Below are 15,005 nucleotides of genomic sequence, written 5' to 3'. Positions count from 1 at the left end.
AATCAATACTTTAAAATTATTTTAAACTTACATTTATCTTTTTTCCGGCATAATTCACCGATTTCTGCTGTCCATCAGGAAGAATCAGGTTAAAACGCCTTGTCTCAATCATTCCTTTGTATTTACCTTTCCGGTCACCTATCGTGAGTGTTTTTGATTTTTCGTTCCAGTGAAAAGGTATTTCTGTATAGGCACCTTTTTCATAATTATAATTATCGAATTCATCTTCGTATACAATGAAATCGGTATCGCTTCCCGGATAAACTTTTATGGTAAGATGATCCCATTTTTTCTCCGTTGCATATTGTACATCTGGCCCCAACGGAATGATGCTTCCTGCTTTTACATACAAAGGAATAGTCTGAAGATTAACAGATTTCTGAATTTCTTTCCCTCCACTGTATTTTTCATTGGTCCAGAAATCAAACCAACCTGTTCCATCCGGAAGGTAAACTTTCACGCTTTTGTTTTGAGTAAAATCTATATTTGAAACGGAATTGTCCTTATTGCTGTCGGTTTTATTCCAGCCTTCATTTTCATCGGTTTTAACTGTCTTTTCAGGAGTATATTGGGCATTGAGAACCGGCGCCACCAGCAATGATTTTCCAAAAAGATATTCGTTATTCATATCCCATGTTTTTTTGTCTGAAGGAAAATCCATGGAAAGAGCTCTCATAAAGCTTGACCCGTTTTTTGAAACATCATGGGAAACAGAATAGATATACGGTAACATACTGTAACGCAGCCTGATGAATTTTTCTATCGCATCATAAACAACTTCTCCTTTATTTCCAAATTGATAAATTTCTCTCGCAACATCGGTTCCATGAGAGCGCATCATTGGTGTAAAGGTTCCATACTGCAGCCATCGGACATACAGTTCCTGGAACATTGGATTTTTTGAACCTCCATTTCTTTTGTAAGTACCAGCAAAGAAACCGCCGATGTCAGAGTTGAAATTCGGATTTCCTGTAAGACTGAAATTCAATCCTGCCGGTACCTGTTTGCGCAATGTTTCCCAGGAAGAATTGACATCGCCGGACCAGGTGTTGGCGGCATATCGCTGCTGGCCTGCAAACGCTGACCTTGTTAAAATAAAAACCCTTTTATCACCGGTGGTTTCACGCTGATGATCGTAAACACCGCCTACTGTCATCAGCGGATATGCGTTTCTTACTTTTCTGAATGAGCCAAGGTAGGTTTTAGTATCCAGGTCTTCCGCTTTCTGGCTGAGATGATCAGGTTCTGTTGAGTCCATCCACCAGGAATCTACTCCCAGGCTGAAAATACCTCTGTTCAGGTATTTCCAGTATATATTTCTGGCTTCAGGATTGTACGCATCATAAACACGGACACCGGAAGGATAATTCATATCCGGAGGCCAGACATCACGGCCTGATTCAGGCCATGTACTGATATTAAAAAGCATACCCTTTGAATTCATTTCACGGTACTGTTTGGTCATTGGCCCGAATGACGACCAGATGGAAACCGAAAGATGGGCATTCATATCATGAATATCCTGTACCATTTTTTTAGCATCCGGAAAGTCGGGACTGATAAAGTCCATGGCATTCCACTGATAATTGTTTCCCCAGTATTGCCAATCCTGTATGATTCCGTCTAAAGGGACTTTCAGATCGCGGTATTTTTTAACCACCTCTGTCAGTTCATTCTGGCTTTTGTAACGTTCTTTGCTTTGCCAGTAGCCATATGTCCATAAAGGAAGCATCGGTACATTTCCTGTAAGGTCACGCATTCCGGCCACTACTCCATCTGCATTTTTACCGTAGATAAAGTAATAATCTATACCATCTCCCACTTCAGATGAGAAAGAGGTTTTCTGAGGTGTATCGGTAAATTGTGTGGGTGAATAGTTGTCCCAAAAAATGCCATACCCTTTTACAGACTGGAAAAAAGGCACAAAATCCCAGGTATTATTCTGAATCATTTTTACATCGGTATTCCGCTGGGACATTTTTTCATTTTGCAGAATTCCCAGACCGTAGATCGGCTCGTCCTTTTCAAGCTGAAAATCCTGTCTTACAGAATAAGTCTGCGTTCCGGCATCATTGAATGGCTTGAAGTCATTTGCGGTTTCTTTCAAAAGCTCCTTTCCGGATGGTAATGTATAGGTGATCACTCCATTTTTAGTATTAATGGAAAGCAGAAGGTCATTTGTTTTTAATGAAATAATATTATTTTTTTCTGAAACTGAGAATTTGATTTTCTGCTCCTGTTTAATGACCGACAAACTATTTTTGACAAATGATCTGCCTGCGGGATATTTAATAATCCTGATCGTATTTTCTCCATAAAATTTCACTTCAACATTCATATGATCAGCAGAAAACTTCAATCCTGAATCTGTTTTCTGATAAGACTGTGCACTGACATTTACCATTCCGGAAAACATGATGACTGTAATAATGGAAGTTTTGATGTTCATTTTTGTAAAGCTCATTTCATTTCAGATTTGAATTATTTTCTTTATGCCATTAACTTAAAATCTTTATTTAAAAAGTACCTGGGCAAACTGATACAGACTGTCTCTCCAAACCGGCCAGCTGTGACCTCCAGGATAATCTCTGTACGAATATTTAATTCCTATTTTATCCAGTTCTTTCAGCATTTTCTGCCCGTTTTCATAAGCAATATCATCTTTTCCGCCCATTGAAATCCAAAAATTTCTGACATTGGATGAAAAAGCAGATTTATTTTCATTTAAAAATTTGTACTGTTTATCGGCAACATCCTGAAGCATCGGCAACATATATCCTGAGCTGAAAACTCCCAAACCGGAAAACATATCAGAATTCTGAATTCCGGCATACAGCGTATAAATCCCACCCATGGAAAGTCCTGCCAACGCACGGTTTTCTTTACCTTTTTTTATCCTGTAATTGGATTCGGCAAACGGAATGATGGATTCTTTCAGCTCTTTTTCAAACATCTGAAGATTGCGTTCTCCAAAGTTCCGGATTCCGCCCTGTCCGATATTCGCATCCGGCATAATGATGACCATTTTTTTTGCCTTTCCTTCTGCAATCAGATTGTCCAGAATCAGATTGGTCTTGCCCTGGTTCGCCCAGCCGCTTTCATCTTCACCTCCGCCATGTAAAATATACAGTGCAGGATAACATTCAGCAGGATTCTGGTCGTAACCCGGTGGCGTGTAAATAAAAATTCTTCTCCAGGAATTGGTGACTTTGGAATAGAAATTTTTAATACGGATATCTCCATGAGGGACGTCTTTTAATGCATAGAAATCATCTCCTTCGAAAGGAATATCTATTCCACTGGCATACCTTCCCATTCCGTAGAATGTTTCGCTGGACGGATCTGCAACCGCAACCCCATCAATCAGCAGGGAATAATAATGGAAGCTTCCGCTTTGCGGATCAGTTGTACCTGTCCAGAAGCCATCAGCATCTTTTTTCAGATCGTATTTTTTTCCTAAATCGATCTGAACTTTTTGCGCTTCCGGTGCCTTCACTTTGAACATCACACTTCCATCGGGAAGGATCTGAGGATACTGGGCATTTCTGATATTGGTTGCTGCAGGAGTTCCCAAAACGGTAAATCCTTCAAACTTGGTTTTATCAACAGGCTTAAACAACAGCTGTGAAAAGATGTATAAGTCATTTTTCCAAACCTTAAAATCGTGACCGCCCGGTTCTATATAAAAGATATGAGGGATTTTATTTTTTTTCAGGTAATCGCTGGTTCTTTTGCTGAAAGGCATCAGCCCGTCTGCATCGCCACAGGAAATAAAAATCAGCTTCAGTTTTAATGCATCCTGTGGATTGGGTAAAAGCTTATTGGGCTCTTTTGTATTGGGTGCAGAAGAAAATGCGCCCAGCCAGGCAAACTTACCGATGTTTCCGAAAGCAAAATTCTGTGTCTGTCCGCCTCCCATTGACAACCCTGCCAAAGCGCGGTTTTCACGGTCTTTTTTAACCGGATATTTTTTCTCTACAAACGGAATCAAGTCATTCAGCAGATCTTTTTCAAAAGTTGCGAAAGCCTCAACTTTATCCTGAGCCATTATATTTCCTATGGCTCTGTCATCCTTCATTGCACGGCCGTTGGGAAGTACGACAATCATCGGCTGCAGTTTTCCCTGTGCATACAGATTATCCAGAATAATATTGGGTTTTCCCTGGTTGAACCACTCTTTTTCATCCCCGCCAATTCCGTGAAGAAGATAAAGAACGGGATATTTTTCACTTTTTTTGAAACCCGGTGGTGTGTAAATCAAAGCTTTTCTTGTTGTTCCAACGGTTTTTGACGGATATTGAATCGTGTCAATTTTCCCGTGGGAAACAGCAGCATTTTCCACATCGAAACCCTGCGGCGCCTGTTGATCAAGAGTTTGTGCGGAAACAAATATTCCCGATAAAACAAGTCCTAAAGCCCATATAACTGATTTATTCATGATTTTTATTTGTATTTTTTACACTTATTTTTTCGGATAAAAAAATAATAGGTATATTTTACTTACTGTTTACAACAGACTTTTATCTGCATTTGATTTTATTTTCCAGCTTCACTGACTCTGAAAAAATCTACATCTACAAAGCCTCCGGTATTTTTAGTGGCATAATTAAAAACTGCGAATTTCGAACCCATAAAGAATCTCCGGTAATCAAAGATCATTTTGTAATCTTTTGCCATTTCCGTCCAGTTCTTCTGATCCGTACTGTAATAAAAGTCTGCAAGATCTTTCCCGAGGTTAAAATCAGCATCAATACGCAGAAAAACCTTATCAGAATTAAGAGGAATCCGTTTTTTTTCTTCTTTTTTAACCCCTGTAATGGCTTTTGTTTTATTATCCAGGCTCACTTCGTTGGTTGAAAAAACAATGAATCTTTCTCCACCTTCCTTCACTACTGACAAGATCCCGGAGTCCCCGTTGAAAGCACTGAACCCTGCAACATCTCCATCTTTCATTCCTTTAAGGTCCATTGCGACAACCGCTGAAGAAGTCGGACCTTCCATTCTCTGGGTCAAAGTATTGGGTGCTGCGTACAGATTGTCTACCACTCTGCTGGTTTTCAGTCTCAGAAAACCTTTTCTTTCGGATAAAGACCAGGCTTCATTTACCGGATTATGATTCCATTGCCACTGGATTTTCATTGTTTTACCAGAGAACTCATCGCTTTCCACCAGATGATTTTTTGCTTTGAACGGCGGAAGCGGAACTTCTCCTTTCAAAGGAACTTTTCCGTTATCCCCCAGTACCGGCCAGTCATTTTCCCATTGTACAGGCAGAAGCAACGGAACGCGTCCCACTCCGTTTCTGTCCTGGAAAATAAGGGAATACCAGTTTCCGTTTTTATCATCAATCAAAGCGCCTTGCCCTGCATAGGAAAATCCTAAAAAATTATCTTCCAGAATTACTTTTTTCTCATAAGGACCTGTCACTTTATCTGCCCTGTAGACTACCTGACGGCGTTTCCCGTTTCTGGGCCATGATATCATCATCATATAATATTTTCCGTTGCACTTGATGATCTGGTTTCCTTCCAGAAGCCCGGTTTCCGAAGCATCTTTCTGAAATACCTCAGTTCCATCCGGATTTCCGATCACTTCTTTAAAATCAGGACTCAGTTCAAAAACTTTGTTGGAGGTGAAAACATATATTTTGTCATCATCATCGAAAAACAGTGAAGCATCATGAAAATGCCGTGTTCTGGTGATGAGTTTCCATTTTCCCTTTTCGGGATTATCAGTTACATAGAAATAAGATTTGAAAGGCTCATCATTCGGAGAGAATAAAACATAGTATTTCCCTTTATGATAGCGGATTGAAGAAGCCCATTGGCCTCTGCCGTAAACGGTTCCGTTCAATAAATCGTATTTCGAGTTGTCATTCAAAGTATCGAAAACATAGCCAGACATTTCCCAATGTACCAGATCTCTGGAATGCATTACCGGAGCTCCGGGCATCAGATGCATAGTGGTACTGATCAGGTAAAAATCATTTCCGCTTCTGGTAATGGATAAATCCGGCACATCTGCCCATATGATTGGGTTTGTAAATGCCGTACTTTGTTTTCCGGAAGGATTTACCTGGGCTGAAATAAGATTCAGCCCGATAAACCCCAAAAAAGAAACTATATAAGATATTTTGATTTTCAAAATGTACTGTGATGTTTGGTTCTACGCTTAGTTTTTCAATTTTAAAAAGAAACACTTCTACACAAGCTCAGTGTGGCGTTTCTCTGCTATTAAATTAATTCGGCACAATATCATTGGAAGAGGTACTGTACAGTCCGATAAGACTCCCCGTAAAACCTCCCGCTACATCAGTAGAAAGTATATCTCCTGAAACCGGTCCTCCCAGATTTTTGAAATTTTTGCCGTCCAAAGAATAATTGAAGCTGATTTCATCTTTTTCTTCTGTAGCCTGAAATTTGATACTCTTTGAAAGTGAAATTTTTTCGCTTGCAATCAATTTTGATTGGCCTTTTTCTGTTCTTTCCAATACGATGTAGAAATCTTTATCTTTTTTCGTGATTCCGAAAACATAATTGAATGTTTCGCTTTGGTAGAGGGTAATTCCAGCCAATTCTTTTTCCGATTTTGGTTTATAATCTAAGGTTACGGAAGTTTCAAAATCTTCGTGCTGTAATCTGTGGAACAAAGATGAAATCGGAGCCAACGCTTTGATGTTCGTTTCCATTGGGTTCACTTTTACACCATTTTTTGTTGCAGTAATGAAGTTTTCACGAGGACCACGCATGGCAATCCAACGGAAATCAAGGTTTTTATCGGTTAGTTTGTCGTTGTATGTAAAGTTGCCGTTCGGGAAAAATCCGGTTTGCCCGGTTTGATTCTGAACTCCTTGTGGCATTTTCAATTTTGGTTTCATCGGAACCAGACCATTTTGGAATACAGGATACGTTCCGCTCCAGTCTACAGGAAGAATGAAAGTTTCACGTCCTTTGGTAACACGGTTGTTTACATTCGGACGAATTGCTAAAAATACGCCATACCATTGTCCGTTCGGACCTTCCACCAAATCTGCATGGCCTGCCCAATCCACTTTTTCCTTTCTGTCTCTCGGAAAATATCTTTGCGTAAGAATCGGATTATTTTTAGCGGGAACAAACGGTCCTTTCGGAGAATCTGCCATAAAAATAACTTCGCTATGGTTGCCTCCGGTTCCGCCTTCTGCACACATCAGGTAATATTTCCCTTTGTATTTGTACAAATGCGGACCTTCAATCCAAATTGGTTTTTGAGAAAGGTCAACTCCACCGTTTACGATAATTCTGTCTGAACCTGCAACAACCTGATCTTTTTCAAGGTCGTAATCCCACATTTTAATAACACGGTGACCTTGATACTGCTCGGTTCCTTGTGGTGGTGCGTCGTTGTGAACGATGTAAGCTTTTCCGTCATCATCAAAGAAAATGGCAGGATCAATACCGTCAAAATTCAGTTTCTGAACTTCGCTCCATCCTTTTGCCGGATCTTTGGTTTTTACGACCATATTTCCGATACCGCCCGCAATCTGGGTAGTGATCATATAAAATGTATCGTTGTGTTTATTGTATTTGATATCAGGTGCATAAATCCCATGAGAAACACCTCCTTTTTCCACCTTAAGCTGAGAAGGCCTGTCGAGAACGTGCCCAACCTGCTTCCAATTGACCAAATCCTTGGAAGTGAAAATCGGAACGCCCGGGAACATTGAGAAAGAAGAGTTTACCAGGTAATAATCATCACCTTTTTTGGTAATGCTGGGATCAGGATAACAGCCCTGTAAAATCGGGGAATAGAACTCGTCCGGCTTAAGAGGGTTGTCATTATATATTTTATCGTTTCCATGGTAGTTGAAGTCGGAAAAAGTCTGTGCAGAGAGGTTACTGATGGAAAGTAGTGCTGCCACTGCAATGACATTGGTTTTATTTCTTAAAAAAACAGGATTCATTAGACTCTTTTTCATATATAGATTTTTTAGTTTTTATTGTAAATAGATTTAGTTTCGGATTGTCCTTCAGAGCTTTTATCACTCCTTCTTAATGTATAGACCTTCCCTGCTTCAGTCGGGAAATCATAGATAAGATCAGTTTTAATTTCAACAGGATTCAATTTTGCTTTGTCAGAAATCACAGGTTTCGGAGTTTCCGGAATTTCAAATAAAGAATTCGGGTTTTTACCTTCTGCTTTTTTCAGTTCTGCATTTCCGGAAAGCTGCATTTCGTTCGGAAGTCTTATTCTGCAGTTTCCTCCCGATCCGGATTTTATGGTAATTTCTTTAGCTTGATTGTTTTCCCAGATAATACTGACTTCGAAACCTCCATATGCTTTCAGCCCCGAAATGCTGCCGTTTTTCCACTCAACCGGAAGTGCGGGAAGAATGTCTATAAAACCATTTTGAGTCTGCAGAAGCATTTCGGTAATCCCGGAAGTACAGCCGAAATTTCCATCAATCTGGAATGGAGGATGTGCATCGAAAAGATTCGGATATGTTCCGCCTTTGCTGCCCCAACCGTCTTTTTCTACCAGTGTTAACTGATCTTTGATTAATTTATTGGCGTGATTTCCATCTAATAATTTAGCCCAAAGATTAACTTTCCAGCCCATTGACCAGCCTGTGGATACATCACCACGGTGAACGAGTACGGTTCTGGAGGCGTCCAGCAATTCCGGTGTGGTAAACGGACTGATCTGGTTGGAAGGAAATAATCCGTATAGATGCGAAACATGTCTGTGGTTATCTTTAGGATCGTCCAGGTCTTCCATCCATTCCTGCAATTGTCCGTAACTTCCGATTTTCATCGGTGGTAATTTTGAAATAATAGTGTTCCAGACCTGAATTTTATCTGAATCTGTATTGAGAATCTGTGCTGCCTTTTTTGTTTTGGTGAACAAATCGAACATCAATTGATTGTCCATTGTATTTCCCGCCGCCAGAGCACTTCCCTGGTGTCCCTGCGGAATATTTTCGGGTGACATTGACGGGCTTGTCACCAGCCAGTGATTCGCAGGCTCTTCAATCAGGAAATCTTCATAAAACTGTGCTGCAGATTTCAGAACAGGATAAATGGTTCGCAGATAGTTTTTGTCTCCGCTGTATAAATATTTTTCCCACAAATGCTGTGAAAGCCAGGCTCCGCCCATCGGCCACATTCCGGCATTGGCAAAATCCACTACCCCTGTTATTCTCCAGATATCGGTATTATGATGTGCTACCCAGCCACGGCTGTTGTACATTGTTTTTGCCGTTTCTTTTCCTGTTTCGCTCAAATCTTTTATCATCCGGATCAATGGTTCATGCATTTCAGGAAGATTAGTCTTTTCTGCCGGCCAGTAATTCATTTCCGTATTAATGTTAATCGTATACTTGCTGTCCCAGGCCGGTTTGTTGGAATTGTTCCAGATCCCCTGCAAATTGGCAGGCTGGCCACCCCGCTGAGAGGAAGAAATCAGGAGATAACGCCCGAACTGATAATATAATGAAACAAGTTCCGGATCATAACCTTTTGCAAAATTTTTAATCCTGATATCCGTTGGATTTTTTGAAGCTTCAGAAGTTCCTAAATCCAGATCTACTCTTTTAAAATAGTTCTGATAAACACTCAGATGGTTTTGAACTAAAGTTTTGAAACTTTTATTTGCTGCTGTTTCAATATACTTTCTGGCTTTTGCAACTTCGTCTGTATTTAAATTTTTGTAGTCTGTAAAATTAGTGGCCATTGCAATAAGAATCGTGACCTCATGAGCATTGCTTACTGAAATTCCGCTCTCTAAGATCTGAGTTTTGCCACCTTTGGTCATGAGTTTTGCCAGTGCATTGAATTTCACCTGCCCCTGAATGCCATCTAATGTGGAAGAAATCCCATCCATTTGTAAAGTATTGGCATCAATAGCTTTGACGTTCTTTTTAAGCTCGCTGTTGAATTTTGCTTTAAAATTCAGAGCATTTTTGTGATCTGAGCTTAATTTAATAACGATTACATGATCAGGAATTGAGGCAAAAATTTCTCTTTTAAAATTAATGCCTTCAGAGGTAAATGTAGTGGTTGCTATTGCTTTTTCAATGTCCAGTTCTCTGTAATAATTTCTGATTTCTTTAAGGTTATTCAGATCCAGTGTAAAATCACCAATATTCTGAAATGCCGAACCGTGAACTGTTTTAGCTGTTAATCCTTTATCCGCAAGAATCTGGGCTCTTTTATAGTTTCCGTTAAATAAATAATACCGGATAGAATCCAGGACTTTTGGAGCATCCGGATTATCATTTCGGGAAGGGCCTCCGGACCAGAATGTCCCTTCGTTCAACTGAAGCTTTTCCTGATAAGGGTCTCCATAGACCATAGCTGCCATATTTCCGTTTCCTACCGGTAGAGCTTCCACCCATTGTTTTGCGGGTTTATCATACCACAGCTTATACTTTCCTCCTTTCTGGGCAAAGGAAAATATACTGATCAGAAGACCTGTGGTGATGTAAAACCCGGATTTCATTTTTACTTTTTAAACTTCAAACTGTATTATTGTTATACTAAACTGTTTTTTTCCTGTTAATCAACGAAATGAGTCCCCAGGCTGCAACATATGAAATTCCTGCAATAAAGAAAATAATATTGTAACCGCCATTGACGTTTCCTGCCTTTTTGAATGTGTCCAAAACAATCCCGATGAACAACGGAAAAATAATTCCTGCCGCTGAACCGAGCATCCCGCCAAAACCAATGACAGAACTGACATAGCTGTTGGGTAACTGATCTCCGACCGTGGTCATAAGATTGGCACCCCAACCCTGGTGTGCGGCTGTTGCAAAAGCAATGATGATCGTGATCATCCACATATTATCTACATATTTTGAGAACATCACCGGAACCACCATTAATGCAAACAGTAACATCGTAATGCTTCTGGCTCTTCCGATGGCCCATCCTTTTTTGATCAGAAATGATGAGAGATATCCTCCACCAATACTTCCGATCGTGGTTCCGCTGTAAATAATAATTAACGGAAGAGATGGTTTTGTTAAATCCATTTTGAATACATCAGAAAAATACGCCGGCAGCCAGAACATGAAGAAATACCAGATAGGATCAGTTAAAATTTTACCGATGGCAAATGACCATGTTACTTTATATTTGAGTAATTCCGATAAAGGAATTTTCGTTTTCTCTTCTGTTTTTTCAGCCTGATCGCTTTTTATGTACTGTAGTTCTTCCTTACTGATATTTTTTGTTTTTTCCGGTACAGCATAAAATTTCCACCAAAGGACAATCCAAACCATACCCAAAGCGCCAATCCATACAAAAGTCTGCCTCCAGCCGTAATGTCCGAGAATGAACGGAACCAATAACGGTGCTAAAATAGCTCCCACCGTTGCTCCTGAGTTAAAAATTCCCGTTGCTAGTGCTCTTTCTTTTTTCGGAAACCATTCAGCCACTGATTTGATGGCGGCAGGAAAGTTTCCTGCTTCACTGATTCCCAACGTACTTCTTGCAATAATAAATCCGATGGTGCTTTTGACAAGACCATGTCCTATCGAGGCCAAACTCCATACAATAAGGGAAACCGCATACCCGATTTTGGTTCCTACCCTGTCTATAAACCTTCCCATCGCCATATAACCGATGGCATAAGTCGTGGTAAAAGCCATGACGATATAACTGTAATCTTTTTCGTCCCAGCTGAATTCTTTTTCCAGCACAGGTTTCAGCAAACCCATTACCTGACGGTCAAGGTAATTGATCGTAGTGGCGAGGAAGACAAGAGACAGCATCCACCATCTTATATTGCGGTTTTGAGGAGCCTGCATTGAGTTATTGATTAAGTTGTTGTAATAAATTTTTTGTTTTCAGAGTCAATTCTTCTTCATTATTATCTTTTCCGATGAGAGAGCTTCCCAACCCTGCTGCTATGGCACCTCCATTGAGCCATTCTCTGATATCTTCAGTTTCAGCATGAATTCCTCCGGTTGGCATAAAATTCATTCCCGGAAAAACAGGTTTCACAGATTTGATGTAGTTCTTTCCTAAAGCATCAGCCGGAAATATTTTAACCAGTTTTAAACCGTTCTGATAGGCAATATTGATATCGGAAGGGGTAAAGCAGCCTGGAATCAGAAGGATATTTTTTTCGAGAGTATGTTTCACCAATGCCTCATTGATAACAGGCGTAATGATAAAATCTGATTTTACGTTAGCATAATCATCCATTTCCTGTATATTTTTTACCGTCCCGATTCCTAACAGAAGACCAGGAAATTCTGTATGGGAAATTTCTTTCAGCTTAGTGAAATTTTCCAATGCCTGATGGCCGCGGTTGGTATATTCTATCACACGGATTCCTGCTTCGTATAAAGCTTTTATGATATTTTTTGAGACTTCAAACGATTCGTTATAAAACAACGGAACGATTTTCTGGTCTTTTATTTTTTGTACTATTTCATTCATAATGTTTCGATATTAATGCTTTCATCAATGGTATCTCCTTTTACAAAAAGCTTTTTAAAAGCAACTTTTGTAGCATCTTCCAGAACCTGCTGTTCAGGATTTCCTTTTAAAATTCCATGAATCAAAGCGGCCATGAAAGAATCACCGCTTCCTACCCTTTCTTCAATTTTATCTGAATTGTATTTTTCTGAAATCAAAAGCTGTTTACCAGCAAATAAGGTGGCAAAATAATTGACCTTTTCGCCGTTTGTAAAGCGGAAGGTATTGGCTATTTTTTCCACAGCCGGAAATTGTTTCCTGATTTCCAACGCTGTTTTTTCAGCCTGTTTCAGAAGGTTTTCATCATCGAAATTTCCGTTAAGCTCATATTCAACAGGAATATTGAGAAACTGCTCCACAGACCAGATATTTCCCATAAGAACATTCACAAAAGGCATCAGCTCTTTAATTTTGTGAGGATTCTGGTTTTGCCAAAGCAACGCCCTGTAATTCAGGTCAAGAGAAACCGTAATATTTTTCGTTCTGGCTTCCTTCATGATTTGCAGGCATTTGCGGAATGCATGGTCACTCAAAGCCGGCGTGATGGTGCTGATATGCAACCATTTTACTCCTGAAAATATCTCATCATCACTGAAAGTTTCAAAATCCGATTGGGTAAAAACAGACGGAAAACGATCGTACACCACTGAGGCATTCTGCATATCTCCATCAGAAGAAAGATAAAATGTTCCTATTCTTCCCTTGTTCTTTTCTGCAAGGACTTCTATTCCTTTATTTTTAAGCTGAAATTCCAGCTGGTTTCCTACGAAATTTTCAGGCAAAGCTGATAGCAGCTTTACAGCATTCTTCCACTGGGAAAGTGCCGCTGCTACATTGTATTCAGCTCCTCCTATGTATAACTTAAGAGATTGCTCATTGAGCCAGTTTCCTTCGGAATCCGGGGCAAAGTGGAGAAGCAGTTCCCCGAAACATAATATTTTCGATGAATCCTGCATGGTTTTATATTTCAAAATAATTTTTTGTATTGTGATAACAGATATCCTGGATGATCTTTCCTACCCATTTTTCGTCATCGGGAAGAAGACCTCTTTCCATTTCACTTCCGAACATATTGCATAAAAGCCTTCTGAAATAATCGTGTCTTGAGAATGATAAAAGGCTTCGGGAATCGGTCAGCATGCCGACAAAAGTGCTGATAAGACCGATATTGGAAAGCGTATTCATCTGCTTGGTCATCCCGTCAAGCTCATCAAGAAACCACCAGGCTGCTCCAAACTGTACTTTGGATTTGATGCCTCCTTCGTTGAAGTTTCCGGCAAGGGATGCCAGAACTTCATTAAATGCCGGATTCAGATTGTAAATAATAGTTTTGGTCAGCTTTCCTTCCGTATTCAGCTCATCAAGCAAAACGCTCAATCTCTGTGCGTAATACGATTCTCCAATGGCATCATACCCTGCATTGGCACCCATTTTCCTGAACATTTCTGAATTGTTATTCCGGGTTGCCCCTACATGAAACTGCTGTACCCAGCCTTTTTCTGCATACATTTTGCAAAGTTCTTTCAGCAAATAGCCGCATAATGCATCCGGATTGGAAAATGTCGAAATATTTCCTTTCAGGAATTCTGAAAACTCTTTTTCAAGACTATGATTCCACTTTGTGGTATCCGGGAAATATTCAAAGCCGTGATCGGCCACTTTTGCCCCTGCTTCCACAAAATAATTGATTCTGGACTGAAGTGCATTCAACACATCAGAGACCGATGTGATGGAAAAACCACAGACTTTTTCAAGCTTTTTAATTCCTGAAAGATATTGTTCAGGATTGATCATATTGATATAGGTATCAGGACGGAAAGCCGGAAGAACAGCTGTTTTAAACTCACTGTTTTTTAATGCTTTATGATGAACCAGATCATCAGCAGGATCATCTGTAGTACATAAGGCTTCTACTTTAAAATTTTCAATAATGGATTGTGGCAAAAAACCAGGTGTCTGCAAACTTTCATTCATCTGATGATACACTGCATCTGCATTATTGGATGATAAATATTCGCTGATTCCAAAAGGATTTTTGAGTTCCAGATGGGTCCAGTGAAATAATGGATTACGAAGGGTATAAGGTACTACCTCTGCCCATTTCCTGAATTTTTCCTGATCTGAAGCATTTCCGGAAATAAGCTGTTCATCAATGCCGAAATTTCTCATGGCTCTCCATTTGTAATGGTCACCATCCAGCCATATAGCGGTTGAAGAACGGAAATTCTGATTGGTAGAAATCACATCCGGTTCAAGATGATTGTGATAATCGATCACCGGCATATCTTTGGCATAGCCGAAATACAGATTTTCTGCCTTTGCCGATTCAAGCAAAAACAATTCTCCGAAAACGTCTTTATTTTTAATGGAATTACTCATGATTTATTTTTACAACCCTGAATTTTAATTAACTTGTTTAAACTCTGCAAAACCACAAAAGTCACAAAAGCCTTATTTTAAAACACTTTAGCTCACTTAAGAAAGTTTAAAATAATTCTGCAGAAAAGTTCACATAAGATGAAAATCAAAGATTTTCAC

9 protein-coding genes are annotated in these 15,005 nt (G+C 39.7%); all 9 read right to left on the bottom strand.

Annotated features, from left to right (window positions below; genetic code table 11):
• Positions 1 to 16: 16 nt before the first annotated feature.
• The 9 genes from G9C87_RS03525 to uxaC all read right to left on the bottom strand — a co-directional run bounded on the left by G9C87_RS03525 (position 17) and on the right by uxaC (position 14,846).
• On the bottom strand, positions 17 to 2,464 hold the full coding sequence (locus G9C87_RS03525; protein WP_228456936.1) for a TIM-barrel domain-containing protein: 2,448 nt from the start codon (positions 2,462 to 2,464) through the stop codon (positions 17 to 19).
• Between the two features lie 48 nt (positions 2,465 to 2,512).
• Positions 2,513 to 4,438 carry an alpha/beta hydrolase-fold protein gene (locus G9C87_RS03520; RefSeq protein WP_172278159.1) on the bottom strand — a complete coding sequence of 642 codons (1,926 nt, stop codon included), beginning with the start codon at positions 4,436 to 4,438 and terminating at the stop codon, positions 2,513 to 2,515.
• Between the two features lie 98 nt (positions 4,439 to 4,536).
• Positions 4,537 to 6,144: a glycoside hydrolase 43 family protein gene (locus tag G9C87_RS03515; RefSeq protein ID WP_172278157.1), complete on the bottom strand. Its 1,608-nt coding sequence runs from the start codon at positions 6,142 to 6,144 to the stop codon at positions 4,537 to 4,539.
• A gap of 94 nt (positions 6,145 to 6,238) precedes the next feature.
• Entirely contained in the window at positions 6,239 to 7,957 is a 1,719-nt protein-coding gene (locus G9C87_RS03510; protein WP_172278154.1) for a glycoside hydrolase family 43 protein, read from the bottom strand.
• Between the two features lie 11 nt (positions 7,958 to 7,968).
• On the bottom strand, positions 7,969 to 10,479 hold the full coding sequence (locus G9C87_RS03505) for a glycosyl hydrolase family 95 catalytic domain-containing protein (RefSeq protein WP_172278152.1): 2,511 nt from the start codon (positions 10,477 to 10,479) through the stop codon (positions 7,969 to 7,971).
• A 37-nt stretch (positions 10,480 to 10,516) separates the two neighbouring features.
• Entirely contained in the window at positions 10,517 to 11,791 is a 1,275-nt protein-coding gene (locus G9C87_RS03500) for an MFS transporter (RefSeq protein ID WP_172278150.1), read from the bottom strand.
• Positions 11,792 to 11,795: 4 nt separating this feature from the next.
• The gene (locus G9C87_RS03495) at positions 11,796 to 12,428 is read right to left on the bottom strand and encodes a bifunctional 4-hydroxy-2-oxoglutarate aldolase/2-dehydro-3-deoxy-phosphogluconate aldolase (RefSeq protein ID WP_172278148.1); all 633 of its coding nucleotides are present in this window, start codon (positions 12,426 to 12,428) and stop codon (positions 11,796 to 11,798) included.
• The gene (locus tag G9C87_RS03490) at positions 12,425 to 13,438 is read right to left on the bottom strand and encodes a sugar kinase (protein ID WP_228456935.1); all 1,014 of its coding nucleotides are present in this window, start codon (positions 13,436 to 13,438) and stop codon (positions 12,425 to 12,427) included. Before G9C87_RS03490 ends, G9C87_RS03495 begins: the two co-directional genes overlap by 4 nt.
• On the bottom strand, positions 13,428 to 14,846 hold the full coding sequence (uxaC, locus tag G9C87_RS03485; RefSeq protein WP_172278145.1) for a glucuronate isomerase: 1,419 nt from the start codon (positions 14,844 to 14,846) through the stop codon (positions 13,428 to 13,430). Before uxaC ends, G9C87_RS03490 begins: the two co-directional genes overlap by 11 nt.
• Positions 14,847 to 15,005 lie beyond the last annotated feature (159 nt).

Origin of the sequence: Chryseobacterium sp. LAM-KRS1 (assembly GCF_013184525.1) — a bacterium.
In the GTDB taxonomy this organism is placed as follows: Bacteria; Bacteroidota; Bacteroidia; order Flavobacteriales; family Weeksellaceae; genus Chryseobacterium; species Chryseobacterium proteolyticum.
This window is presented reverse-complemented; position numbering and strand designations above follow the sequence as displayed.

Coding starts and splice junctions, on each gene's coding strand:
- G9C87_RS03495 (WP_172278148.1), bottom strand. CDS start 12,428: ATGAATGAAATAGTACAAAAAATAAAAGACCAGAAAATCGTTCCGTTG.
- G9C87_RS03500 (WP_172278150.1), bottom strand. CDS start 11,791: ATGCAGGCTCCTCAAAACCGCAATATAAGATGGTGGATGCTGTCTCTT.
- G9C87_RS03510 (WP_172278154.1), bottom strand. CDS start 7,957: ATGAAAAAGAGTCTAATGAATCCTGTTTTTTTAAGAAATAAAACCAAT.
- uxaC (WP_172278145.1), bottom strand. CDS start 14,846: ATGAGTAATTCCATTAAAAATAAAGACGTTTTCGGAGAATTGTTTTTG.
- G9C87_RS03525 (WP_228456936.1), bottom strand. CDS start 2,464: ATGAGCTTTACAAAAATGAACATCAAAACTTCCATTATTACAGTCATC.
- G9C87_RS03520 (WP_172278159.1), bottom strand. CDS start 4,438: ATGAATAAATCAGTTATATGGGCTTTAGGACTTGTTTTATCGGGAATA.
- G9C87_RS03505 (WP_172278152.1), bottom strand. CDS start 10,479: ATGAAATCCGGGTTTTACATCACCACAGGTCTTCTGATCAGTATATTT.